This window comes from Streptomyces sp. NPDC006552, from assembly GCF_040611655.1.
GTDB lineage: Bacteria > Actinomycetota > Actinomycetes > Streptomycetales > Streptomycetaceae > Streptomyces.
Map to the genome: position 1 here is coordinate 24,067 of NZ_JBEXOS010000066.1, position 22,654 is coordinate 46,720.

Consider the following 22,654-nt stretch of genomic DNA (forward strand, 5'->3'; position numbering starts at 1 on the left):
GGCGGAGACTGTCGGTGAGGAAGGCTTCACTTGGTTCACCGGGTGCGGACCTGCCGGGGTACGGGGGGCGGACGGGCGGGGATCACTCCCCATGGCACCCCGAATAAGCCGACCCCGACCCGCACCAGCACGCCCCGTCCCCCGCCGGCGGCCAAGCCACCGCTCGGCCCCGGGCCGCCAGTGTCGTCGCGTACTGCGGGAGCAGCGACGCGTCGTCGGGGGAGGAGGCCTCCGACGCGGCGAAGGCCTCGTAGGACGGGAGCGTGCCTGTGACGATGCCGAGGTTGGCCGTGCCGGACGCGGCGAGTTCGCGCAGGGAGGACTCTATTGACGCCAAGTGGGCTTCGTAGGACGGGTATTCGGAGCCCAGCGCGGGGTACGCCGCGAGGAGTTCCGCGTATTCGGCGGACGGCCAGTGCAGGACCGCCACTGGGAACGGGCGGGAGAGGGCCTCGCGGAACGAGCCCAGTTCCGCGTGGAGGCGGTCGATCTCCGCGCGGAGTTCCGCCGGGTTGTTCGAGCCGAGAGCCCACAGGCGTTTCGGGTCGTGGAGTTCGTCGAGGGAGACCGACGTGCGGTTGACGCGGTCGGCGAGGGCGTCCCACGTGTCGTGGTCGGCGCCGAGGAGGCGGCGGACGCGGTGCCGGCCGAGGACGAGCGGGTGCTTGGCGTACCCGACGTCGCCCGAGTCGCGCTCCGGCTGCGGGACGAGGAGTTCGAGGGCCTCGGTGAACGTCTCGTGCGCCGGTTCCAGCTCGTCGTGCGCTTCGAGGGACTCGGCGATGATCACCCACGGCGCCGGGGAGCGCGGGGCGCTCGCGCGCAGGCCCGTGATGATCGCCTGGGCCTCGGCCTCGTGGCCGTACTCCCAGAGGTTCGCGGCCTTCAGCGCGCGGATCAGGGCGGGGTCGTGCACGTCCGGCGCGGCCAGCAGGGCGTCGTAGTGGGCGGTGGCGCGTTCGCGGGCGTCGGCCAGTTCGTAATGAGCGGCGGCCTGGAGGAGCAGCGCTTCCGCGTCCTCGGGGTACATGGCCGCCGTGCGTTCCAGGCGCTCGGCTTCCGCTACGTGGTCGGCGTGCTCGTTCTCGGCGGGCGTGGCAGGCGTGTCGGGGCGCATGAAGGACACGGTACTGCCGGACGGGTCGGGTGGGACCGCCCGTGTCCGGCGACGCCGGTGCCCGGCGGGAGGGGCGTTCAAGAGGGACAGGAGGGAGGGGCGGCGGGCGCCCGGCTCGGGGGCGGGGCAGATCGGGAGGGCGTGTGCCTGGCCAGTTGGGGCGAGGCGGCCTATCTTGCGCGCGTGCCCCCGCAACGTACGGACAGCCGGCCTCACGTCGTCGCCCAGGGGCGGCGGCCCCCTCGCTCGCCCCTGCGGCGCGTGCTGTGGAGCGGTGCCGAGGTCGCCGTCACCGTCGGCGTCGTGCTGCTTCTGCTCGTCGTGCACCAGTTGTGGTGGACCAATCGGCAGGCCAAGGCCGACGCCGGGCACAAGGTGCGGGCCCTGGAGCGGGAGTGGGCAGGCGGGACCGGCCCCGCGCCGGTGGAGGCGGGCGGCGACGCGGGCGTCCCGGGGGACGATCCGGCGGTCGGGGACGAGGCTCCGTCGCGTCCCGCCGCGGGCTCCGGCGGCAGCGAGGGCGGCAGCAGTGGGGGCGGCAGCGGTGGCGGCGGGGCCGGAGCCCGGGGGCGCGGTGCGCAACCCCGCTGGGACCAGGCCTACGCCATCCTCGACGTCCCCCGCCTCGGCCTGCGCGCCCCGGTCGCCCAGGGGATCAGCAAGGCGAACGTCCTCGACCGCGGGTACGTCGGCCACTACCCGGGCACCGCGCAGCCCGGCCGCGCCGGGAACTTCGCGCTCGCCGGGCACCGCAACACGCACGGTGAGCCGTTCCGGTACATCAACCGGCTGCGGCGCGGCGACACCCTCACCGTGCGGACCCGGGAGGCCACCTACACGTACGTCGTCGACAAGAGCCTCGCGCGGACCTCCGCCGGGGACGGGGGCGTCGTCGGGGCGGTGCCGCGCAGCCGGGTCGTGCCGTCGGCCGGGTACCGCGAACCCGGGTACTACATCACCCTCACCACCTGTACCCCCGAGTTCACGTCCAGGTACCGGCTCGTGGTGTGGGGGAAGCTCAGCCGGACGGCGCCGCGGGCATAGGCTGCCTGCTCGTGATCAAACGGCCCCAGCTGCTCTGGCTCCTCGTCCCCTTCGTGCTGTACATCGGCGCGCTGCCGTTCGCGAACCGGGTCGAGCCCGTGGTGTTCGGCCTGCCGTTCCTGTTCGTGTGGCTGCTGGCCGCGACCCTGCTGACGCCCGCCGCCGTCTGGCTGACGTGGCGCGGGGACCGGAAGGCGCGCGAGAGGCAGGAGCGGTCATGAGCGACGCGGCGGTGGCCAGCACCCTCTTCGGGGCCTTCATGGTCGTCACCCTCGCCCTCGGGCTGCTCGCCGTGCGCGGCAAGGGGAAGGGCGGCGGCCTCGCCGAGTGGTCGGTGGGCGGCCGCTCGCTCGGCACGGTCTTCATCTGGGTGCTGATGGCGGGCGAGGGCTACACCAGCTTCAGCTACCTCGGCGCCGCCGGCTGGGGCTACAACTACGGCGCCCCGGTGCTGTACGTCGTCGCCTACATGTCGTGCGGATACGCCGTCGGCTACGTCGTCGGGCCGCTGCTCTGGGCGTACGCGCGGCAGCACGGCCTCGTCAGCATCACCGACATGGTCGCCCACCGGTTCGGCCGGCCGTGGCTGGGCGCCGCCGTCGCGATCCTCGTGACCGTCTTCCTGCTGCCGTACATCCAGTTGCAGATCACCGGGATGGGCGTGGTCGTGTCGACGATGTCCTACGGCGCGATCAGCCTCAACTGGGCCTACTTCGTCGGCTTCGCCGTCACCACCGTCTTCGTGGTGGTGAGCGGGCTGCGCGGCAGCGCCTGGGTCTCCGTCCTGAAGGACGTGCTCGTCATCGTCACGCTCGCCTTCCTCGCCGTCTACGTGCCGCTGCACTACTTCGGCGGCTACGGGGACTTCCTCGGGCGGCTAGTCGAGGAGAAGGGCGCGTGGCTGACGCTGCCGGGCAGTGGCGCCAGCCCGTACGGGACCGGGTGGTTCGCCACGACCACCTTCCTGAACGCCCTGACCGTCGTCATCTTCCCGACCACCGTCGCCGGGTACCTCGGGGCCCGCGACGCCGATGTGCTGCGACGCAACGCGATGTGGCTGCCCGCCTACAACATCCTGCTGTTCGTGCCGATGCTGCTGGGCATGGCCGCGCTGTTCGTCGTGCCGGGGCTGAGCGGGGCCGAGTCGAACCTCGCGCTGCTCAAGCTGGTCGTCGACTCGTTGCCGGCCTGGGCGGTGGGGGTGATCGGGGTCGCGGCCGCGTTGTCGTCGATCGTGCCGATGGCGGTGTTCATGCTGGTCATCGGCACGATGTGGGGGAGCAGTGTGCTGTCCCTCGTGCCGCGGTGGCGGGGACCCGCGGCACGGAAGGCCGGGGCGCAGGTGGTGGTCGTCGTCGCGGGGGTGGTGGCGCTTCTGCTCACGTATGGCGCGCCGAACACGCTTGTGCGGCTCTCTCTCATCTCCTACGAGGGGATGGCGCAGCTGCTGCCTATGGTGCTGGTGGGGTTGGTGTGGCGGCGGTTGAGTCTTGTGGGGGCGGTCAGTGGGCTGGTGGTGGGGGTGGGGGTGGTGTGCGGGCTGGTGTTCGGGGGGCTTGATCCGGTGTTCGGGGTCAATGCGGGGGTCGTTGCACTGGGCTGCAATGTCGTGGTGGCCGGTGTGGTGACTTACGGGGGGTCGCCCGATCGGGATGGGCGGGGGGACGAGGAGGTTTTGGCGCGGGGTTCTTTGGGGGTGGGTGGGGAGCGGTAGGGGGCGCCCGGGTTGGTGTGGGGGGCGTGGGGTGGGTGCGGCCGGGTTGTGGTTTTTGCGCAGTTCCCCGCGCCCCTGATGGGTCGGTCTTCGGGTGCGCGGCCGGTGGGGGTTCTCGCGCAGTTCCCCGCGCCCCTGGGTGGGTTGTTGTGGGGGCGTGGTGCCCTGCGGGTTCCTGGGAGGATGGTCGGCTTTCCCGTCGTGGGGGTTCTCGTGCAGTTCCCCGCGCCCCTGGGATGCGCACTGCGTGCGGCATCTCATCGGGGGCGTTCCCCTGAAAGGTGTCGGCGCCTGCCCCCTCTGGGGCCCGTGCAGGAGCGGGGTCAGAGCTGGGCGGTGGGGTGTCTGTCGTGGAGGGTGAGGAGGAGGGTGGCCGCCGCCAGGGCCAGTGTCCCGGAGACCAGGAGCGCCGTGTTCGTGCCCTGGGCGAGCGCGTGGTGGGAGGGGCCCGAGGACGTCGCGAGGGCGATCGTCAGGGAGACACCCGCCGCCGAACCGATGTACCGCGCCGTGTTGTTGGCCCCCGAGCCCATCGCCGCTCGCCCGGCCGGGACCGACTCGACGGCGAGCAGGGGCAGCGCCGCGTTGAGCAGGCCGCTGCCGATGCCGGAGAGCAGCAGCCCGGGCAGGAGCCGCTGCCAGTGACCGGAGCCGACCGCCCCCAGCATCGTGGCGACGGCCAGCGCGTGCAGGACGAAGCCGAGGGCCAGCTGGTGGCGCGGGGAGACCCGGCCGGCCAGGCGCCGCGCCTGGAGGGCGACCAGGAACGACGAGCCGGACCAGAGCACGAGCAGCCCGGCCGTACCCATCGGGGAGACCCCCATCGTCTGCTGGACGAGCGTGGGGACGTAGCTGAAGAGCGCGATGACCGACAGGCCGGTGAAGAGCGCCCCCGCCGTCGAGGCCAGGAAGAGCGGGCGGCGCAGCAGGGACAGGTCGAGCATCGGGGTCGCGCTGCGGCGCTCCAGGACCCCGAAGGCGGCGAGGAGCAGCACGGCCGCCAGGAGCAGCAGGCCGATGGGCGCGCGCAGCCATCCGTCGCGGCCCAGCGTGAGCGCGGCCAGCAGCGCGACGAGCGCGAGGCCGAGGGTGAGCGCGCCGGGCAGGTCGGGGCGGCCGGGGCGGGGGGACAGCGACTCCGTCAGGGCCTTCGGCGCGAGCGCGGCGACGGCGAGCGCGGCCGCGCCCAGCACCGCGTAGGACCACCGCCAGTCCGCGGCCCCGGCCACCGCTCCCGCCACCACCGGGCCGAGCGCGATGCCGCCGCTGACGAACGCGCCCCAGACCCCGGTCGCCCGGATACGGCCCGCCGGGGTCGGGAACGCGTGCACCAGCAGCCCGAGGCTCGCGGCGATCACCGCGGCGGACGCGGCGCCCTGCGCGACCCGGGCGAGCGTGAACAGGAGCGTGGTGGGGGCCAGGGCGCTCAGGACCGTCGTGACGCCGAGGGCGAAGGTGCCGTAGAGGAAGGCGCGGCGGCGGCCGTAGTCGTCGGCGAGGCTGCCCGCGACGAGGAGCAGGGCCGCGAGCCCGAGGGGCGTGCCGTTGAGCAGCCAGGCCTGCGACGACAGCGGCGTGTGCAGGGACGCGGCGGTGTCGCCGAGCGTGATCATCGGCGCGGTGTACGTCATCAGGGCCACCGCCGTCGCCGCGCTCGTGACGGCGAGGGTGGCCGCGGGGCGGGGCGCCGGCGGGGCCGCAGGCCCGGGCGGGGCGGCGACGGCTTCGGTGCGGGTGGGCTGTGACATGGGAGGGCCGTCCACTCGTGGGTTCAGTGAATGAACTCTGGTTGTGGGGCGAGCGTAGCACTGTCGGTTCGTTCATTGAACCTTGGGGAGGAGGGTGGCTACAGTGGGAGGCATGGCACTCGGCAAGGACTACGCGGCGCAGGAATGCTCGATCGCCCGCGCGCTGGAGATCGTCGGCGAGCGCTGGACGCTCCTCGTCGTGCGCGACGCCCTGTACGGCGTGCGCCGCTACAACGACTTCCTCGTGCACCTCGGCATCCCGCGCGCCGTCCTCGCCTCCCGGCTCCAGACCCTCACCGCGGCCGGCGTCCTGGAGAAGCGCCGCTACCAGCAGTCGCCGCCGCGCGACGAGTACGTCGTCACCGCGCGCGGCCGCGAACTGTGGCCCGCGCTGCGCGCCCTCGGCGCCTGGGGACGGGGCATCCCGGGAACCGAGCCGCTGCGGGAGTTCCGGCACGCCGTGTGCGGTACGGCGCTCGGCACCGTGGGGGAGTGCCCGGCCTGCGGAGGCCCGGTCCCGCTCGAAGACGTGGAGATGCTCCCGGGCGCCGGACTCGACCCGGACCCGGCCGATCCGGTCAGCCGGGCCCTGCTCGCTCCCCGCCGCCTGCTTCAGCCGGTCGTGACCGAGGCTGTATAACTGGCAGGACATGCCTCACGGACCCGCCAGCGGGTCCGTACGCGTCGACGACGGAAGGAGGACGCCGCATGGTTCGCCCCCGCACCTGGCCCACCGGCCCGCGCCCGGCCGCGCTGCTGCTCCTCCTGCTCGTCCAGACCGTCCTGGTCGACACCGGCAGCCTCGCCGGGGCCGTCGCGCTCGCCGCGACCGCCGCCGCCGGCTCCGCCCTCGCGGCCTGCGCCCTGCTCGCCGCCCGCTGCGCGCCCGCCGTGCCCCGCCACCGGGTCCGCACCGCGCTGCGCGACAGAGCGCAGCGCACCGCCTTCCTGCCCCAGCGCGACCCCGACGCCTCCGGGCGCCCCAGGCCCCGGGCACCGGGCTGCCTCGTCCCGACGGCCTGCTGACCGGAGACCCCGCCGACCCGGTGATCCCCGGCTGCCTCAGCCATGAGGCCCGGGGACCCCGATGGCCCGATGACCCGGTGATCCCTGGCTGCCTCAGCCACGAGACACCGGGGACCCGGTGATCCTCCGTCCCGGCCCGCAGGTCCGTCCCGCCGCATCATGCAGCGCGTCCCGCGCGTGTTCGTCGTATCGAAGTATCGACGTGTCGCGATACCGCGCGCCTCCCGCATCTTCCGGTCCGACGAGACCCCCGGAGGGCTCACCCATGTCGTCGTTCATGTCCGTCTTCGCCAGCCTGGTCGCTCATCTCGCCAGCGCGCTCCAGCCGCTCTTCGCCGCCTCGGCCACGGCCGCGGCGATCATCCTGTTCACCGCGGCCGTCCGGCTCCTCGTCCACCCGCTGTCCCGCGCCGGGGCCCGGGGCCAGCGGGCGCGGCTCAAGCTCCAGCCGCGCGTCGCCGCGCTGCGCGAGAAGCACCGGAAGAACCCGGAGGCGCTCCAGAAGGCGATCATGGAACTGCACCGCGAGGAGAAGGTCTCCCCGCTCTCGGGGTGCCTGCCGATGCTGTTCCAGATGCCGGCGTTCTTCCTGCTGTACCACCTGTTCTCCAGCCACAGCATCGGCGGCGCGCCCAACGCCCTGCTCGGCCACACCCTCGGCGCGGCCCCGCTCAGCGGCAACGCCAAGGACGCCCTCTCCCACGGCGGTCTCCTCGGCGCGCAGGGACTGGTCTACGTGGCGCTGTTCGCGCTCGTGGCGGCCGTGGCCACCTTCAACTACCGGCGCACCAAGCGGCAGATGGCCCAGGCCGCGGCGGCGGCCCCGGCCGGCGACCGGCCGCAGGTGCCCGGCATGGCGGCGATGTCGCGGTACATGCCGCTGATGTCCTTCATGACGCTGTTCTCGGTCGCGTTCGTGCCGCTCGCCGCCGCCCTGTACGTCGTCACGTCGACGACCTGGAGCGCCGTCGAGCGGGCCGTCCTGTACCGGGACATGCCGTACGGGGCCGGGGCCGCGCTTCCCGCGCTCTGACCCCGGGCGGGCGGCGGCCGGGTCCCCTCCGGCCCCCTCCGGGTCCACTCCGTGAACGGGGTATTGCGGAGTGGACGCCGAACTTGGAGGATCGACCAGACCTCCGATGGCTGTCGGCCGCACCGGGCCTAGGAGGCTCCTCCTAGCACAGAGGGAGTTACCCATGAAGCTGCTGCGAGTCGGTCCGGCCGGAGCCGAGCGTCCCGCACTGCTGGACGCCGACGGCACCCTGCGCGACCTGTCGGGCCTGGTGCCGGACGTCGACGGGGCGCTGCTCGCGGACGACGCGGCACTGGACCGGGTCCGCGCCGCCGCCTCCGCCCGCGACCTGCCCGTGCTCGACGCCACGGGGCTGCGCGTCGGCCCGCCGGTGGCCCGGATCGGCAAGGTCGTGTGCATCGGCCTCAACTACCACGACCACGCCGCCGAGACCGGTGCCGAGCCGCCCGCCGAGCCCGTGGTCTTCTTCAAGGCGGCGGACACGGTGGTCGGGCCGGACGACACGGTGCTGGTGCCGCGCGGCTCGGTCAAGACCGACTGGGAGGTGGAGCTGGCCGTGGTCATCGGACGTACGGCCCGCTACGTCGAGTCCGAGGAGGCGGCGCTCGCCTGTGTCGCCGGGTACGCGGTCGCGCACGACGTGTCGGAACGGGAGTTCCAGATCGAGCGCGGCGGCACCTGGGACAAGGGCAAGAACTGCGAGACGTTCAACCCGCTCGGCCCCTGGCTGGTCACCGCGGACGAGGTGCCCGACCCCCAGGCCCTCGGCCTGAAGCTGTGGGTCAACGGCGAGCTCAAGCAGGACGGCACCACGGCTCAGCAGATCTTCCCGGTGGCCGAAGTGGTGCGCTATGTCAGCCAGTTCATGACGCTGTACCCGGGAGACGTGATCAACACCGGGACCCCGGCCGGGGTGGCGATGGGGCAGCCCGAGCCCAAGCCGTATCTGCGGGCCGGGGACGTGGTGGAGCTGGAGATCGAGGGACTGGGGCGGCAGCGGCAGGAGCTGAAGCCGGCGTAGGGCTCCGCCTGGGGGCTGGTCGCGCCGCGCGCCGGAGACGCGGGTTCAGCGCCGTCGTGGCTGGTCGCGCGGTTCCCCGCGCCCCCGGAAGGTGCGCACTTCGTGCGGCGCCTTCCGGGGGCGCGGCGTCTCTCACGCGGTGGCGACGAAGCGTTCCAGTGCCTCCACCACCAGCGCGTGGTCCTCGATCTGGGGCAGGCCGGAGACCACCACGACGCCCACGACTCCCGCTCCCCGCACCGTCAGCGGGAACGCGCCGCCATGGGCCGCGTAGGTGTCCGGGTCCAGGCGCGAGGAGTCCTCGAAGGTCGTGCCCTTGGCGCGGAAGCGGCTGCCCACCAGGTACGAGGACGCCTGGTAGCGCTCCACCACGCGGCGCTTGCGGGCGATCCACGCGTCGTTGTCCGGGGTCGCACCGGGCAGCGCCGCGTGGAACAGCTGCTGGCCACCGCGGGTGATGTCGACGGCGACCGGTGCCCGGCGCTCGCGGGCCAGCTCCACCAGGAGCGTGCCGAGCGCCCACGCGTCGTCGTAGGTGAAGGAGTCCAGGACGAGGCGGCGCTCCTGCTCCTCCAGCGTCTCGATGTCGGGGGCGCTCACAGGGTCACCGTCACACCGTCGCGGGCGGAGCGGCGCGCCGCCTCCAGCACGTCGAGCGCGTCGGCGGCCTGGGTGGCGGGCACCGGGTTCGGGGCGCCGTCGCGCAGGGCGGCGGCCACGGCGGCGTAGTACGCGGGGTAGTCGCCGGGCAGCGTGGGCTGCGGGCGGCCACCGCCGGTCAGCGGGGACTCGCCGGAGCCGACCCGGCCCCACTGGGACTCGTCCTCCACGCCCCACGGGACGCCCGGCGCCGGACGCCTGCCCTCGCGCAGCGCCGCCTCCTGCGGGTCCAGGCCGTACTTCACGTACCCGGCCTGGGAGCCGAGGACGCGGAAGCGCGGGCCGAGCTGGGCCGTGGTCGCGGAGACGTAGAGGTGGGAGCGGACGCCGCTTGCGTGGGTGAGGGCGAGGAACGTGTCGTCGTCGGCCTCGGCGCCCGCGCGGCGCACGTCCGACTCCGCGTAGACGGCAGTGACCGGGCCGAAGAGCACCAGGGCCTGGTCGACGACGTGGCTGCCCAGGTCGTAGAGGAGGCCGCCGATCTCCGCCGGGTTCCCGGACTCGCGCCAGCCGCCCTTGGGCTGCGGGCGCCAGCGCTCGAAGCGGGACTCGAAGCGGTACACGTCGCCCAGCTCGCCGCTCTTGAGGAGGGATTCGAGGGTGCGGAAGTCGTTGTCCCAGCGGCGGTTCTGGAAGACCGACAGGAGCAGGCCGCGCTCGTCGGCGAGCGTCGCGAGCGTGCGCGCCTCGGCCGCCGTGCCCGCCACCGGCTTGTCGACGACGACCGGCAGGCCCGCTTCCAGCGCGGCGGTGGCGATCGCCACGTGCGTCTTGTTCGGGGAGGCGATGACGATCAGGTCGAGGTCGCCGGCGCGGGCCCACAGCTCGTCCGGGGCGGCCGCGAAGCGCAGCGCGTCGCCGTGCTCGGCGCGGGCCTGGGCCTGCCGCTCCGGGTTCGAGGTGACGACCGTGTCGAGGACCAGGCCCTCGGTCGCGGCGATCAGCGGGGCGTGGAAGACGGAGCCCGCCAGGCCGTAGCCGACGAGGCCCACCTTGAGCGGGGAGCTGGTACCAGTCATGGCTCCACTTAAGCAACGGTGTTGCCAAAGTGCAAGCGCGAGGCACAATGGGCAGGTGAACAGCGAAGCGAGGCCCACCGCGGGCGTGAACCTGACCGCTCTGCGCGGGCACAACGCCGCCCTCGTGCTCGACCTGCTGCGCACCGCGGGCGAGCGCGGGATCAGCCGCCTGGAGCTCGCCGAACGCACCGGCCTCACCCCGCAGGCCGTCAGCAAGATCACGGCCCGGCTGCGCGGGGACGGGCTCGCCGTCGAAGCAGGTCGGCGCGCCTCCACCGGAGGCAAGCCGCGCACCGTGCTGCGGCTCGTCGCCGGGGCCGGGCACGCGGTCGGGCTGCACCTGGACCGGGACGAGCTGCGGGCCGTCCTGACCGATCTGGCGGGCACCGTCGTCGCCGCCCGGCGCGCCCCGCTCGACCTGGGCGCGGGCGCCGACGCCGTCCTGACCGCCACCGCGTGCGAGGTGAACGCGCTGCTCAGGGCGGGCGAGAGCGAGAGCGGGGGCGCGGGGGACCCGGGTGCACGTGGTGGCCGGTCCGTGCTCGGCGTCGGGGTCGCCGTGCCGGGGCCGCTCGACCACGCCGGGGGCGTGCTGCACCGGGTCACCGGCTTCCCGCAGTGGGACGGGTTCCCGCTGCGCGACGCGCTCGCCGAGCGGCTCGGGCTCCCGGTCGTCGTCGACAAGGACACGAACGCGGCGGCTCTCGGCCTCGCCCTGGGCGGCGCCGCGGGCGCGGGTGAGCGCTCCTTCGCCTACCTCCACCTGGGGACCGGGCTCGGCGCGGGGCTCGTGCTCGGCGGGGCGCTGTACCGCGGCGCGCGCACCGGGGCCGGTGAATTCGGCCACCAGGTGATCCAGTTGGACGGGCCGCGGTGCTCCTGCGGCAGCCGCGGCTGCGTCGAGGCGCTCTGTCTGGCCGCGGTCGCGGCCGGCGGCGAGGGCGGTCTCGACGAGGCCGCGCGCGTGCTGGGAGAGGGCGCCGGGAACCTGGTGAGCCTGCTCGACATCGACGCCGTGCTGCTCGGCGGGCGGACCGTGACCGCCGCCGAGGAGCGGTTCGTGCGGGGCGTGGCGGGGGTGCTGGCCGCGCGGGCCCGGCGGGAGGGCGTCCCCGCGATACCGGTGCGGGCCGCGCCCGGCGGGCCCACCCTCGTCGTCGAGGGCGCCGCGCAACTCATCCTCGCGCCCCTCTTCGGCCGTGGGAACGCGGCCCGGCCGACCCCGAGGACGTAGCCGCTCCGCGGATTCCCGGGGCGCGGGGGCTGGTGGGTGCCGGGCCGGGCCGCCCGGCTCACCCCCACAGCACGCAGCCGCGCACGCGCTTCTCGCACCCCCGCCTCCGCCTCAATCCGAAATGGCCTGGACGTGGCCTGATCGAGGGGGATTTCGGGGTCCATCGGGCCGTACAGGGCCGTGTCGTGCGTGGGCGGGCCGGGCGGGGTGGCAGATTCCTCGGCCACGGCCGCCCGGCCCGCGGGCCCGCGGTGGTCGCCGACTCCGCGACCAGCAAAGGCTCTTCATGCGACTGCGCCGCACGCTCGCCCTGGGCGTCACCGCCACCGCCGCCGGCCTCGCCCTGTCCGGGCCGGTGCCGGCGGCGAGCGCGGCGGGCGGACCCCCGGCGGGGCGGGCGTGCGAGGCCGCGTCGGACGGCGGCGCCTTCCCCGTCACCAGCACGATCCACGCCGGGCCGGACGCCTACCGCCCCGGCGGCGCCCCCCGGCCGTGGACGCTCGGCCTCACCAACACGACCGACGCGGCGTGCGACGCCCTCCACCCCGTCCTCGTCCTCGTGGACCACCGGCGCACGCTGCGGTCCGGCCAGATCCACCTGGAGTTCGACGACGGCGGGCAGTGGCGGCCGGTGCGGTTCGAGAGGACCGGCCAGGGCGACCACGTCGGCGTCTTCGACGACGGCTTCCGGGGGTTCTCGGCCGGCCCGGGGGAGACGGTCACTGTTCGGGTCCGGCTCGCGTTCGCCCCGGACACGGCCCCCGGCCACATCGTCGCCGACGCCGCGCTCGTCCAGCGCCGCGGCGACGACGGCGACTGGGTGGGGGAGTCCGGCCACTACCCCTTCGACATCGTCCCGGACGAGGGCGGCGGCCGAGAGTGGCGCGGGGACGGAGACGGGGACGGGGACGGGGACGGAAGCGGGAATCTTCCGGGCCGGGTCTACGCCGGTGAGCTCGCCGCGACGGGGCCCGACGACGCGACGCTCCTCGCCCTGGGGGCCGTCGCGGGCGGCCTCCTCCTGGCCGGCGCGGCACTGATGGCCACGGCCCGGCGCCTGCGCACGGGGTGACCCCGACCCGGCGACCCCGGCCCCGGCCCCGGCCCGGCAAGGGCCCACGCGACGGTCCCCTCCCGTTCACCCCCGTCTGGGACGATCTCCGCGTGGACTACCGGCCACCAGCGGTGACGCGCTCACCGCCCTGACCACCAGCCTGATCACCGCGCTGACCGCGAGCGTGCTCGCCCTGGTCGTCGGCGGCTGGGCCGTGCTCGCCGCCGCCGCCCTGCGCGCACGGGGACGGCGCGCCATGGACGCCCTGTTCATGCCGCCGGTCGCGGTGCCGTCCGTGGTCGTCGGCCTCGCCGTGCTGGTCGCGTTCAGCAAGCCGCCGCTGCTGCTCAACGGCACCCGCTGGATCGTCGTCCTCGCCCACACCGTCCTCGTCACCGCCTTCGCCCACCAGTCCGTCTCGGCCGCCGTCGTCCGCCTCGACCCGGCCTGCGAACAGGCGGCGGCCTCCCTCGGCGCGCGGCCTGCGTACGTCCTGTGGAAGGTCAGGCTGCTGCTGCCGTCCCTGAACGCGGCGGCGGGCCTGTGCTTCGCCCTGTCCATGGGCGAGTTGAGCGCCACGACGATGCTCACGCCCTCGCCCTCGGCCGGATCATGGCAGGCGTCGACATCTTCGAGCCGGACTGGCAGGACATCGGCACGAACCTCCAGTCCTACGTGGCGGACTGGAAGTCCGCGACGGGCAGCTGACGCCGGGTGGCGGGCGCGCTCAGACGCGGTCGACGAGATCCGCGATCGAGTCGACCACCTCGGTCGGGCGGAACGGGAACCGCTCCAGCTCGGCCTCGGTGGTCAGCCCGGTCAGCACGAGGAACGTCGTCATCCCGGCCTCCAGGCCGGCCAGCACGTCGGTGTCCATCCGGTCGCCGATCATCGCGCTGGTCTCCGAGTGCGCCCCGATGGCGTTCAGCCCCGTACGCATCATCAGCGGGTTCGGCTTGCCGACGAAGTACGGCTCCTTGCCGGTCGCCTTGGTGATCAGCGCGGCCACCGAACCGGTGGCGGGCAGCACGCCCTCGGGGGAGGGCCCGGTGTTGTCGGGGTTGGTGGCGATGAACCGGGCCCCGCCGTTGATCAGCCGGATCGCCTTGGTGAGCGCCTCGAACGAATACGTCCGCGTCTCGCCCAGGATCACGAAATCGGGGTCCGAGTCGCTGAGGATGTACCCCGCCTCGTGCAGGGCGGTGGTGAGACCCGCCTCCCCGATCACGTAGGCCGTGCCGTTCGGCCGCTGGCTGTCGACGAACCGGGCCGTGGCCAGCGCCGAGGTCCAGATGTTCGCTATCGGCACTTCGAGACCGATGCGGTTGAGCCGGGCGTGCAGGTCCCGGGCCGTGTAGATGGAGTTGTTCGTCAGGACGAGGAAGGGCTTGCCGGAGTCGCGCAGCTTCTTGATGAAGGCGTCCGCGCCCGGGATCGGCACCCCCTCGTGCATGAGGACGCCATCCATGTCGGTCAGCCACGATGCGATGGGCCTGGGCTCTGTCATGGGTGCGTGCTCCTACCCTGTCGATCTACGGGACGGCCATCGTATTCATGCCGCCCGGACCGCGACCCGTCGCCGGACTCCCGCGAGCCCCGGTCCACCGGCACGAACGGCCCTGACCTGCACTCCCGCGCTCCCGGGATGCGGAATGCGGCCGGACGCGTGAACCTGCCAGTATCAGGAGGTTCACGATGCGTGCAGGTCCGCTTGCTCTCAGTGCCGCCTCGGCCGCCGTCGTCCTGGTGACCGTACCGGTCACCACCGCGCCGGCCGCCGACCGCGGCGGATCCGTCTCCGTCAGCCCCGCCGCCGTCGCCCCGGGCACCGACGTCGACCTGCGGGTGAGCGGCTGCGACGGCACCACGGGCCGCGCCCGCTCCGACGCCTTCGCCGCACCCGGCGTGCTCGCCCCCGACACCGGCCGGCCCGCCCTGCTCGCCGAGGCCCGGGTGAGGTCGACCGCGGCCGCCGGGCAGTACCCGGTCGAGGTGGTCTGCGGCCAGGGCGCCCCGCTCCACGGCACCGTCCGGGTCCTCGCGCCGGGCAGCGCGCCCGCCCCGACACCGACCGCGCTCGTCCACGCGGGCGGCGGCGGTACGGCGGCGCGGCTCGCCGCCCACCCCGTGCCGCACGCGGTCTCGGACGGCCCCGGCACCCGGCACGCCGTCATCGGCCTGGTGCTCACCGCGATCGCCGCGGTGGCCGTCGCCTTCCGCAGCGTCCGGCGCCGCCGGTCCCCCCGGTAGGCGGGTGTGTCATGAGCGATCGCTCGCACGGCGCCGGACGCCTGATCGCCGGCCTCGCCTGGACCGTGCTGCTGCTCGGCCTGTGGCTGTGGGGCCGCGGCATCACCGACCTCAACCTCTCCTCGCCGACCACCGGCGACGCGGCGGCCGTCGGCCGGCCCTTCGCCGTCCGGCTGCCCGGCGCCCACCCGCCGGTCCGGGCCGCGAAACCGCAGCGCATCGACATCGGCGCGCTGCACATCCGGGCCCCCGTCGTCGCCCGCGGCCTGGACGGCGGCGGTGCCATCGACCCGCCGCCCTACGACCAGGAGGGCGTCGTCGGCTGGTACGGCGCCGGGGCCCGGCCCGGGGAGAGCGGCACGGCCCTGTTCGTCGGCCACGTCGACACCGAGAGCCGGCCGGCCGTCTTCTACCACCTCAGCGAGGCCACCTCCGGTGACAAGGTACGGGTGGTGCGCGACGACGGCTCCGTCGTGGAGTTCACCGTCGAGGACGTCCAGGTCTTCTCCCGCAAGACCTTCGACCCGCACAAGGTGTACGGGCAGCACCGGGCCGGCCGCGCCGAACTCCGGCTGATCACCTGCGGCGGCACCTTCGACAAAACGTCGCGTACGTACACCGCGAACGTCGTCGTCTCCGCCTATCTGACCGGCGTGGACGAGGCGCCGGGGCGCGGGCGCTGACCCGCGCGGCACCTGACCCGGCCGACGGCCCGCTCCCCCCGGAGCCGCCGGCCGGGCTGGTCCTCGACCGCGCGCGCAGCGGATTGCGGGAGTAACCCGGCGTCGGCGCGGGAGGTGCGAGAAGTCGGTCCGGTCGTACTTAACCTGCGGGGCCGAGGTCCGGGGCCACGGGTCCGACTTTAGAACGGATGAGCCCTTCGGCCTAGAGGGCGTCCGGCGCTCGGCGGTGGGTGGTCACCGGTCCTGCTGGGGGGTCGCGGCGAGCCGGTGGCGGATGTTGCCGAAGTGATCCCGTATGGCCCGCTCCGCCCGGATCACCTCCCCGGACCGCACCGCGTCGAGGATCTCCCGGTGCTGACGGCACGTCACCCGCGGGTCCTGCGGCACGTCCACGAGGTCGGTGCGCACCCGGTGGAACGCCTCCCAGAACGCCTCCATCACCTCGACGAGCAACGGGTTCCCGAGGCCCCGGTAGAGCGTGGCGTGAAAGGCGCGGTCCGTGGCGGCCGCGACCGTGCCGTCCGGGGCGGCGGCCTCCTGCTCCATCTGCCCCACCAGGGCGTCGAGTTCGGCCAGGTCCGAATCGGCCACGCGGCCCGCGAGACGCGCCACGAGCCCGGTCTCCACGGCCTCGCGCAGCTCCAGGAGCTGGAGCAGACTGTCCTCGCCGCGGTAGTGCCCGGCGACGGTGCGGAAGGCGAGACCCTCGATCATCGGGGCCATCGACATCGGCCCCACATAGGTGCCGAAGCCGTGCCGGATCTCGACGATGCCCATCGCCTGGAGGGCCTTGAGCGCCTCCCGGACGGAGTTGCGGCTGACGCCGAGCATCTCCATCAGCTCGGGCTCGGTGGGCAACGAGGCCCCCGGCGGAAGCCGCCGGTCGACGATCAGCTTCTTGATCTGCTCTTGCAGGACACGCGCCATGCCCCAACGGTATCGGTCGCCTCGGATGGGGACCTGAGGGTGGCGCGGCCGCGCATAAAAGAACGGTGGCAACGTGCGCCCCGGCGGGATCGAACCCGGCCTACGGGGGTGTGGGTGGCGAAGCCCCCACCACGCGCGGCGGAGCCCCGCAAAAAGAACGGTGGCGGGACGGTTCGCGTTTTCCGCGAACACATCCCGCCACCAACAACGTGCGCCGCCAGGGACTCGAACCCCGGACCCGCTGATTAAGAGTCAGCTGCTCTAACCAACTGAGCTAGCGGCGCCTGCTGACCTGCATAACTTTACCCGACGGCCCGGAGTGCTCGTGACCACTCGCCGCGCCGAGCGTGGCCCCCTTTTGTGCCGATTTCCACCTTTCGCACCGTCAACATGCGATTTGCGCAGAGAGTTGAGACGCTTTCCGCGTGCGAAAACGTGGCTCGACAGTTCAACGCCCGGCACCGGAATGTGAGGGAAATCCCATGGAGCACAGCGAGTGCGGACACCGCATGGAACCGCCGGTCTTCGAGGAGATCGCCCCGGCGGACGACTGCGACTGCGCGGGCTGCCTCCAGTGGCGCGGCGCCGTCCCGCACCCGGTGCGCACCAGGATCGGCGCCCGGCACGCGCTGGTCGTCGCAGCCGCGGCGGGCACCGTCGTCGGCGGCCTCCAGCTGACCCCCGCGGTCGCCGCCGAACACCACGAGGAGAGACCGGACGACCCCGGCCCCGGCGACGGGAGCGCGACCCCGGCCCCGACGTCGACCCCGCAGGGCGGGACCGGCCCCCTGCACGGCACCCCGGAGCCCGAACCGACCGTCCAGCAGGCGCAGCAGAGCACCGAGCCCGCCGAAGCCACCGAGGCCACCGACGGCCCCGAGGACACCGACGCCCCCGAGGGCGCCGAGGGCCGCACCACCCGCGCCGCGATCATCCAGCGCGCCCAGACCTGGGTCGAGGCCAAGGTCCCGTACGCCATGAACAAGTACTGGAAGGACGGCTACCGCCAGGACTGCTCCGGCTACGTCTCCATGGCCTGGGGCCTGCCGGGCAACGAATGGACGGGCAGCCTCGCCAAGTTCGCCACCCGCATCACCAAGGCGGGGCTGGAACCCGGCGACATCCTGCTCTTCCACAACCCCAAGAACCCCGAGAAGGGTTCGCACGTCACGATCTTCGGCGGCTGGACCGACCACACCCGCAACTCCTACTTCGCCTACGAGCAGACCCGCCCCGGCGCCCGCCGTCAGTCCACGCCCTACGCGTACTGGACCAACTCCAGCCGCTACGTCCCCTACCGCTACAAGGGCGTCGGGGCCGGCGGCGCCGCGGGAGCCCAGGCACCCGGACCCGCCCCGGCCACACGCTTTCCCGGTGCCACCTCCTTCGGGCCCGGCGCCGAGAACACGTACGTCACGCGGCTCGGCGAACTCCTCGTGGAGCGGGGCGGCAAGCGGTTCTACCGCCAGGGGCCGGGGCCGCGCTGGAGCGAGGCGGACCGCAGGGCGACGGCGGCGTTCCAGCGGGCGCAGGGGTGGAGCGGCCGGGACGCGGACGGGCTGCCCGGGCCGACGACGTGGTCGTACCTGCTCACCGGTGAGGGCCGGGACATCCCGGCCGCGAGCGCGGGGGACGCGCCCGCGTTCCCGGGGGCGGCGAAGTTCCGGCCCGGCGCGCAGAACGCGGCGGTGACCCAGCTCGGCCGACAGCTCGTGAAGAAAGGATTCGGCAAGCACTACGCCAAGGGGCCGGGCCCCCGGTGGAGCGAGGCGGACCGGCGCAACGTCGAGGCGTTCCAGCGGGCCCAGGGCTGGCGGGGCCGGTCGGCGGACGGTTACCCGGGCCCCGAGACCTGGCGACGGCTCTTCTCGTGAGGGCCGGTGGCGGCACGGACCCGGGTGGTGACCTCCCCGTACGGCGTCGGGGGCGGCACGCAGGACGCGGCCCGGCGCGGGGCGCGGTACGGAACGCAGTACGGAACGCGGTGCGGATCTCTGGACGGAGGCGCGGATGACTACGACGACGGAAGAGCCGGGACAGGTCGCGAAGGGCGCGGCGGCGGTGCGGGACGAGGGGCACGGCGGGACGCGGGGCGCCGGCGACGGGTCGGGGCCGGAGCGCGCGCCCGTCCTGGGGCGCCGGGGTGCGGAGGAGCCCGAGGAGTACGCGGGGGACGGACGGGGCGAGAGTGCGCCCGGGGCCGTCGTGGCCGAAAGCCGCGACGGCGGGCCCGGCGCCCTTGAGGGCGGAGCCCCGAGCGGAAGCGGTGGCAGAGCCCCGGCCGGGGGCGCGGTCGCCGGGGTGCTCAGATTGCGGGGGACCCGGGTCATCCGCAACGAGACCACCACCGAGATCCCCGTCCACCTGCTCTTCCGGGACGACCCCGACCCGGTCACCGTCCCGCTGCGCCCGGCCGTCGTGGGCACCGGCACCGGCGGCGGCCGCCCCGCGCCCGGCGGCGCTCCGCGTACCCCGGCCCGGACCGTGCCGGCCGTCGACCCGCAGCTCGGGGAGCGGCGGGGGCGGGTGCTGCCCGGAGCGCTCGGCGTCCTCGGCGGCGCCGCGGGCGTGGTCGGCGCCGCCGCCTGCCTGGGCTGGGCCGGGGCGCTGCCGCACATCGTGACGGAGCTGGCGGGGCTGCCCGGGTACGAGGGTGTCGGGCTCGGCGTCCGGCAGTGGGCGGCGCTCGCGGCCTCCGGGGCGCTCGCCCTCTTCGGCTTCGGAGGGCTCGCCCGCGGCCGGGCCGGACGCGCCTGGGTGCTCACCCTGTTCGGCCGCTACCGGGGGAGCGTGCGCAGGTCGGGGCTGCTGTGGGTGAACCCGCTGCTGCTGCGCCGCCGCGTCGACCTGCGCCTGCGGCACTGGCGCAGCGAACAGCTGCCCGCGGTCGACGCGAACGGGGTCGCCCTGCGTGTCGTCGTCCTCGTCGTGTGGCGGGTCAAGGACACGGCGCGGGCCACGCTCGGCGTCGAGGACCACGAGGCGTACCTGCGTGAGTGCGTCGAGGCGGGGCTCGCCCGGGTCGTCTCGCAGCTGCCCGTCGACGCGCCGCCGCCCGCCGCCGGCAGGGCCGCCGCCCATCCGGGCGCGCCGACGCTGCGCGACGCGGAGGCCGTCGGCGAGTTGCTGACCCGGCGGCTCGCCGCGGACGTCGGGACGGTCGGCATCGAGATCTTCTCGGCGCAGCCGACCCGGATCGAGTACGCGCCCGAGGTGGCGGCGGCGATGCGGCGCCGCCGGGCCGCGGCGCTCGACGCGCAGCACCGGGCCAGCGTGCTCACCTCCGTCGTGGACTCGGTGGAGGAGACGGTGACGCGGCTGACCGCCCGCGGCCTGGTCGAGCTGGACGACTACGAGCGCAAGGCGCTCGTGAAGGACCTGACGGTGGCGTTCTGCACGGGCCGGGGCGAGTGACGGGCCGGTGAGGTGACGGGGCGGTTCCGGCGCCGCGCGAGAGCGGGTCAAGTCTTTGTATGGACACGGCCAACTCCCAGCCATACATTGGGGGTTGGTCTAGACCTGAATCTCGGTACCGCTGTGCGCACGGCTTCCGGCACTCCCCACACCCCCAGGAGCGGCAGCATGCGAAAGAAGATCTACGCGGCTTTGCTCGGCCTCACCACCGCCGGGGCGTTCGCGCTCTCGGCGAGCGGCGCGAGCGGCCACGGCTACACCGACCTCCCCATCAGCCGGCAGAAACTCTGTGCCAACGGCACCGTCGCCAACTGCGGCAACATCCAGTGGGAGCCGCAGAGCGTCGAAGGGCCCAAGGGCTTCCCGGCCTCGGGCCCCGCCGACGGGCAGATATGCTCCGGCAACCACGGTGAGTTCGGGCAGCTCAACGGGGCCCGGCAGCCGAACGGCTCCGCCTGGCCCACCACCAAGGTGACGGGCGGTCAGAGCTACACGTTCCGCTGGCAGTTCACCGCGCGGCACTCCACCACGGACTTCCGCTACTACGTCACCAAGAACGGCTGGAACGAGAGCCAGCCGCTCACCCGTGCCGCCCTGGACACCACCCCGTTCCTCACGGTGCCCTACAGCGGCCAGCCGCCGGCCACCCTCTCGCACTCCGGCACCCTGCCGTCCGGCAAGTCCGGCCACCACGTGATCCTCGCGGTGTGGACGATCGCCGACACGGCGAACGCGTTCTACGCGTGCTCGGACGTCACCTTCTGAGCCCCTGGCACGCAGCTTCCCCGTACGCCGCCCCGGTCGCGGGCCGGCGTACGGGGTCGCGTACAGAGTCGCGTACGGGTCTCCACATCTGACGGCCCGTCAATTAGGGTGCGCGGCCATGGCACCGACGACGCGCACCTTCGCGGAACTCGTCCAGGAGCGCTGGGGCGACCACCGGCCCGGCCTCGCCTGCGAGGACCGGGTCCTCAGCCACCACCAGTTCGCCGCCGGCGCGGCCGCGCGCGCCGCGCTCCTCGCCGACCTGCTGCCGCGCGGCGTCGCGCCGCACGTCGGGGTGCTGCTGGACAACACCCCCGAGTTCCCGCAGTGGCTGGCCGCGGCTGCGCTCGCCGGGGCGGCCGTCGCCGGCATCAACCCGACCCGGCGCGGCGCCGAACTGGCCCGCGACATCACCCACACCGAGTGCCGCGTCCTGGTCACCGAACGGGCGCGGCTGCCGCTGCTCGACGGGGTACGGCTGCCCGGGGTCCGGGTCCTGGTGACCGACACCGGCGCCTACGCCGAACTGCTCGCCCCCTATGCGGGCGCGGAGCCGGTGATCGCGGCGGGGGCCGGGCCCGCCTCTCGGCTGCTCCTCTACTTCACCTCCGGGTCGACCGGCGCGCCCAAGGCCGCGATCTGCACGCAGGGGCGGCTCGCCGCCGCCGGCCGGTCCCTGGCCGCCACCTTCGGGGTGCGCGCGGACGACGTCCACTACATCTGCATGCCCCTCTTCCACGGCAACGCGGTCATCGCCGACTGGGCCCCGGCCATGGCGGCGGGGGCGGGGGTAGCGCTCGCGCGGCGGTTCTCGGCGTCCCGGTTCCTGGCCGACGTGCGCCGGTACCGGGCGACGTACTTCACGTACGTGGGGCGGGCCGTGCAGTACATCCTGGCCACCGGCGAACGCCCCGACGACCGGGACAATCCGCTGCGCGCCGGGTTCGGCACCGAGGCGGGGGCGGTGGACGCGGCGCGGTTCGAGGAGCGGTTCGGGGTGCGGCTCGTCGAGGGGTACGGGTCGTCCGAGGGCGGCGCCGCGGTGCAGCGGAGCGGTGACACCCCGCCCGGCGCGATCGGACGCCCCGCGCCCGGCGACGACCTCGCGGTGCTCGCCCCGCGGACCCGGGCCGAGTGCCCGCCCGCCCGGTTCGACGCGGGCGGGCGGCTGGTCAACGGCGGAGCCGCGATCGGGGAGCTGGTCAACCGCGGTCGCTCGGCGTTCGAGGGGTACTGGCACAACGACGCCGCGTACGCGGAGCGGGTCCGGGACCACGGCTGGTACTGGACCGGCGACCTCTTCTACCGGGACGCGGCCGGGTTCCTGTACTTCGCCGGGCGCGGCGACGACAAGATCCGGGTGGACGGCGAGAACCTCGCCCCCGCCATGATCGAGAACATCCTCGCCCGCTGGCCGGGCGCCGCGGCCGTCGCCGTGTACGGGGTGCCCGACCCCGTCTCGGGGGACCAGGTGATGGCGACGGTGGCGCTCCGCGCGGGGGCGGGGTTCGATCCGGCGGCCTTCGCGGAGTTCCTGCGCGGCCAGGACGACCTCGGCACCAAGATGGCGCCCCGCTTCGTGCGGGTGGTGGAGCGGATGCCGGTGACGGCGACCAATAAGGTGCGGCGCGGGGAGCTGCGCCGCGCGGGGTTCTGGAGCGGGGGAGAGGTCTGGTGGCGTCCGGCGGGCGAGGCGACGTACCGCCTTCTGACGCCGGACGCGTACGAGGCCCTGGCCGGGGTGTACCGGACCCACGGGCGCGCCGCGCTGCTCCCGGCGCCCTGACCTCCCACCCTCGATCTTGGTCGCGGGCACCCCCGCGGACCAGGTACTATTTTCCTGTCAGCACGCGCCGCTAGCTCAGTTGGTTAGAGCAGCTGACTCTTAATCAGCGGGTCCGGGGTTCGAGTCCCTGGCGGCGCACGTTGTCGGTGGCGGGATGTG

At 74.3% G+C, this 22,654-nt stretch carries 21 protein-coding genes, 2 tRNA genes and 2 pseudogenes; 18 read left to right on the top strand and 7 right to left on the bottom strand.

The genetic code is table 11. From position 1 onward, the window contains the following. Window positions 1-82: 82 nt before the first annotated feature. Complete coding sequence (locus tag ABZY33_RS29360; RefSeq protein WP_356494716.1) at window positions 83-1,117, bottom strand: hypothetical protein; 1,035 nt, start codon at window positions 1,115-1,117, stop codon at window positions 83-85. A gap of 252 nt (window positions 1,118-1,369) precedes the next feature. On the opposite strand from ABZY33_RS29360, the gene ABZY33_RS29365 reads away from it, so the two are divergent. Genes ABZY33_RS29365 through ABZY33_RS29375 form a run of 3 tightly spaced genes read left to right on the top strand, consistent with a single transcriptional unit; the run spans window position 1,370 to window position 3,875 of the window. Next, on the top strand, window positions 1,370-2,161 hold the full coding sequence (locus ABZY33_RS29365; RefSeq protein ID WP_356494739.1) for a class E sortase: 792 nt from the start codon (window positions 1,370-1,372) through the stop codon (window positions 2,159-2,161). A gap of 5 nt (window positions 2,162-2,166) precedes the next feature. After that, window positions 2,167-2,382, top strand: a complete 216-nt coding sequence (locus ABZY33_RS29370; protein ID WP_356494740.1) for a DUF3311 domain-containing protein — start codon at window positions 2,167-2,169, stop codon at window positions 2,380-2,382. Continuing rightward, on the top strand, window positions 2,379-3,875 hold the full coding sequence (locus tag ABZY33_RS29375) for a sodium:solute symporter family protein (protein ID WP_356494717.1): 1,497 nt from the start codon (window positions 2,379-2,381) through the stop codon (window positions 3,873-3,875). Before ABZY33_RS29370 ends, ABZY33_RS29375 begins: the two co-directional genes overlap by 4 nt. Window positions 3,876-4,198: 323 nt before the next feature. Here ABZY33_RS29375 and ABZY33_RS29380 read toward each other — a convergent pair whose 3' ends face one another. Next, window positions 4,199-5,623 (bottom strand): MFS transporter, encoded by a 1,425-nt coding sequence (locus ABZY33_RS29380; protein ID WP_356494718.1) that lies wholly within the window; start codon window positions 5,621-5,623, stop codon window positions 4,199-4,201. A 112-nt stretch (window positions 5,624-5,735) separates the two neighbouring features. Between ABZY33_RS29380 and ABZY33_RS29385 the strand changes: the two genes are divergently transcribed. The 4 genes from ABZY33_RS29385 (at window position 5,736) to ABZY33_RS29400 (ending at window position 8,703) form a co-directional block, all read left to right on the top strand. Beyond that, on the top strand, window positions 5,736-6,263 hold the full coding sequence (locus ABZY33_RS29385) for a helix-turn-helix domain-containing protein (protein ID WP_356494719.1): 528 nt from the start codon (window positions 5,736-5,738) through the stop codon (window positions 6,261-6,263). Between the two features lie 68 nt (window positions 6,264-6,331). After that, a complete protein-coding gene (locus ABZY33_RS29390) occupies window positions 6,332-6,649 on the top strand; it encodes a DUF6412 domain-containing protein (RefSeq protein ID WP_356494720.1) in 318 nt (105 codons plus the stop codon). A 265-nt stretch (window positions 6,650-6,914) separates the two neighbouring features. Continuing rightward, window positions 6,915-7,682, top strand: a complete 768-nt coding sequence (locus ABZY33_RS29395; protein WP_356494721.1) for a YidC/Oxa1 family membrane protein insertase — start codon at window positions 6,915-6,917, stop codon at window positions 7,680-7,682. Between the two features lie 163 nt (window positions 7,683-7,845). Beyond that, window positions 7,846-8,703: a fumarylacetoacetate hydrolase family protein gene (locus tag ABZY33_RS29400; protein ID WP_356494722.1), complete on the top strand. Its 858-nt coding sequence runs from the start codon at window positions 7,846-7,848 to the stop codon at window positions 8,701-8,703. 132 nt (window positions 8,704-8,835) lie between these two features. Here ABZY33_RS29400 and ABZY33_RS29405 read toward each other — a convergent pair whose 3' ends face one another. Both ABZY33_RS29405 and ABZY33_RS29410 read right to left on the bottom strand, forming a co-directional pair. Further along, a complete protein-coding gene (locus ABZY33_RS29405; protein ID WP_356494723.1) occupies window positions 8,836-9,303 on the bottom strand; it encodes a heme-degrading domain-containing protein in 468 nt (155 codons plus the stop codon). Beyond that, a complete protein-coding gene (locus tag ABZY33_RS29410; RefSeq protein WP_356494724.1) occupies window positions 9,300-10,382 on the bottom strand; it encodes a Gfo/Idh/MocA family oxidoreductase in 1,083 nt (360 codons plus the stop codon). Before ABZY33_RS29410 ends, ABZY33_RS29405 begins: the two co-directional genes overlap by 4 nt. Window positions 10,383-10,437: 55 nt before the next feature. Between ABZY33_RS29410 and ABZY33_RS29415 the strand changes: the two genes are divergently transcribed. The 4 genes and pseudogenes from ABZY33_RS29415 to ABZY33_RS29430 all read left to right on the top strand — a co-directional run. Beyond that, on the top strand, window positions 10,438-11,616 hold the full coding sequence (locus tag ABZY33_RS29415; RefSeq protein WP_356494725.1) for an ROK family transcriptional regulator: 1,179 nt from the start codon (window positions 10,438-10,440) through the stop codon (window positions 11,614-11,616). Between the two features lie 286 nt (window positions 11,617-11,902). Further along, window positions 11,903-12,688, top strand: coding sequence for a hypothetical protein (locus tag ABZY33_RS29420; RefSeq protein ID WP_356494726.1), 786 nt, complete (start codon window positions 11,903-11,905; stop codon window positions 12,686-12,688). A 103-nt stretch (window positions 12,689-12,791) separates the two neighbouring features. Beyond that, a pseudogene (locus ABZY33_RS29425) lies at window positions 12,792-13,265 on the top strand (ABC transporter permease); the annotation flags it as partial. Continuing rightward, window positions 13,253-13,378 (top strand): annotated as a pseudogene (locus ABZY33_RS29430) (2-aminoethylphosphonate ABC transporter substrate-binding protein); the annotation flags it as partial. The pseudogenes ABZY33_RS29425 and ABZY33_RS29430, both read left to right, overlap by 13 nt. Before the next feature lie 19 nt (window positions 13,379-13,397). Here ABZY33_RS29430 and ABZY33_RS29435 read toward each other — a convergent pair. After that, window positions 13,398-14,177, bottom strand: coding sequence for an HAD-IIA family hydrolase (locus tag ABZY33_RS29435; protein WP_356494727.1), 780 nt, complete (start codon window positions 14,175-14,177; stop codon window positions 13,398-13,400). A 188-nt stretch (window positions 14,178-14,365) separates the two neighbouring features. On the opposite strand from ABZY33_RS29435, the gene ABZY33_RS29440 reads away from it, so the two are divergent. Together ABZY33_RS29440 and ABZY33_RS29445 are read left to right on the top strand one after the other, a co-directional pair. Beyond that, the gene (locus tag ABZY33_RS29440) at window positions 14,366-14,920 is read left to right on the top strand and encodes a hypothetical protein (RefSeq protein WP_356494728.1); all 555 of its coding nucleotides are present in this window, start codon (window positions 14,366-14,368) and stop codon (window positions 14,918-14,920) included. A gap of 11 nt (window positions 14,921-14,931) precedes the next feature. Continuing rightward, window positions 14,932-15,603 carry a class F sortase gene (locus ABZY33_RS29445; RefSeq protein ID WP_356494729.1) on the top strand — a complete coding sequence of 224 codons (672 nt, stop codon included), beginning with the start codon at window positions 14,932-14,934 and terminating at the stop codon, window positions 15,601-15,603. 234 nt (window positions 15,604-15,837) lie between these two features. On the opposite strand, the gene ABZY33_RS29450 is transcribed toward ABZY33_RS29445, so the two are convergent. Then, window positions 15,838-16,530 (bottom strand): FadR/GntR family transcriptional regulator, encoded by a 693-nt coding sequence (locus ABZY33_RS29450; RefSeq protein ID WP_356494730.1) that lies wholly within the window; start codon window positions 16,528-16,530, stop codon window positions 15,838-15,840. A gap of 210 nt (window positions 16,531-16,740) precedes the next feature. Then, a tRNA-Lys gene (locus ABZY33_RS29455) sits at window positions 16,741-16,814 on the bottom strand. 225 nt (window positions 16,815-17,039) lie between these two features. Here ABZY33_RS29455 and ABZY33_RS29460 point away from each other — a divergent pair. The 5 genes from ABZY33_RS29460 (at window position 17,040) to ABZY33_RS29480 (ending at window position 22,633) form a co-directional block, all read left to right on the top strand. Further along, on the top strand, window positions 17,040-18,404 hold the full coding sequence (locus tag ABZY33_RS29460) for a peptidoglycan-binding protein (RefSeq protein ID WP_356494741.1): 1,365 nt from the start codon (window positions 17,040-17,042) through the stop codon (window positions 18,402-18,404). Window positions 18,405-18,540: 136 nt separating this feature from the next. Then, window positions 18,541-19,944: an SPFH domain-containing protein gene (locus ABZY33_RS29465; RefSeq protein ID WP_356494731.1), complete on the top strand. Its 1,404-nt coding sequence runs from the start codon at window positions 18,541-18,543 to the stop codon at window positions 19,942-19,944. A gap of 168 nt (window positions 19,945-20,112) precedes the next feature. Beyond that, window positions 20,113-20,709, top strand: a complete 597-nt coding sequence (locus ABZY33_RS29470; RefSeq protein ID WP_356494732.1) for a lytic polysaccharide monooxygenase — start codon at window positions 20,113-20,115, stop codon at window positions 20,707-20,709. A gap of 118 nt (window positions 20,710-20,827) precedes the next feature. Then, window positions 20,828-22,495, top strand: coding sequence for an AMP-binding protein (locus tag ABZY33_RS29475; RefSeq protein WP_356494733.1), 1,668 nt, complete (start codon window positions 20,828-20,830; stop codon window positions 22,493-22,495). Between the two features lie 64 nt (window positions 22,496-22,559). Continuing rightward, window positions 22,560-22,633, top strand: a tRNA-Lys gene (locus ABZY33_RS29480). The last annotated feature ends 21 nt before the right edge of the window (window positions 22,634-22,654 follow it).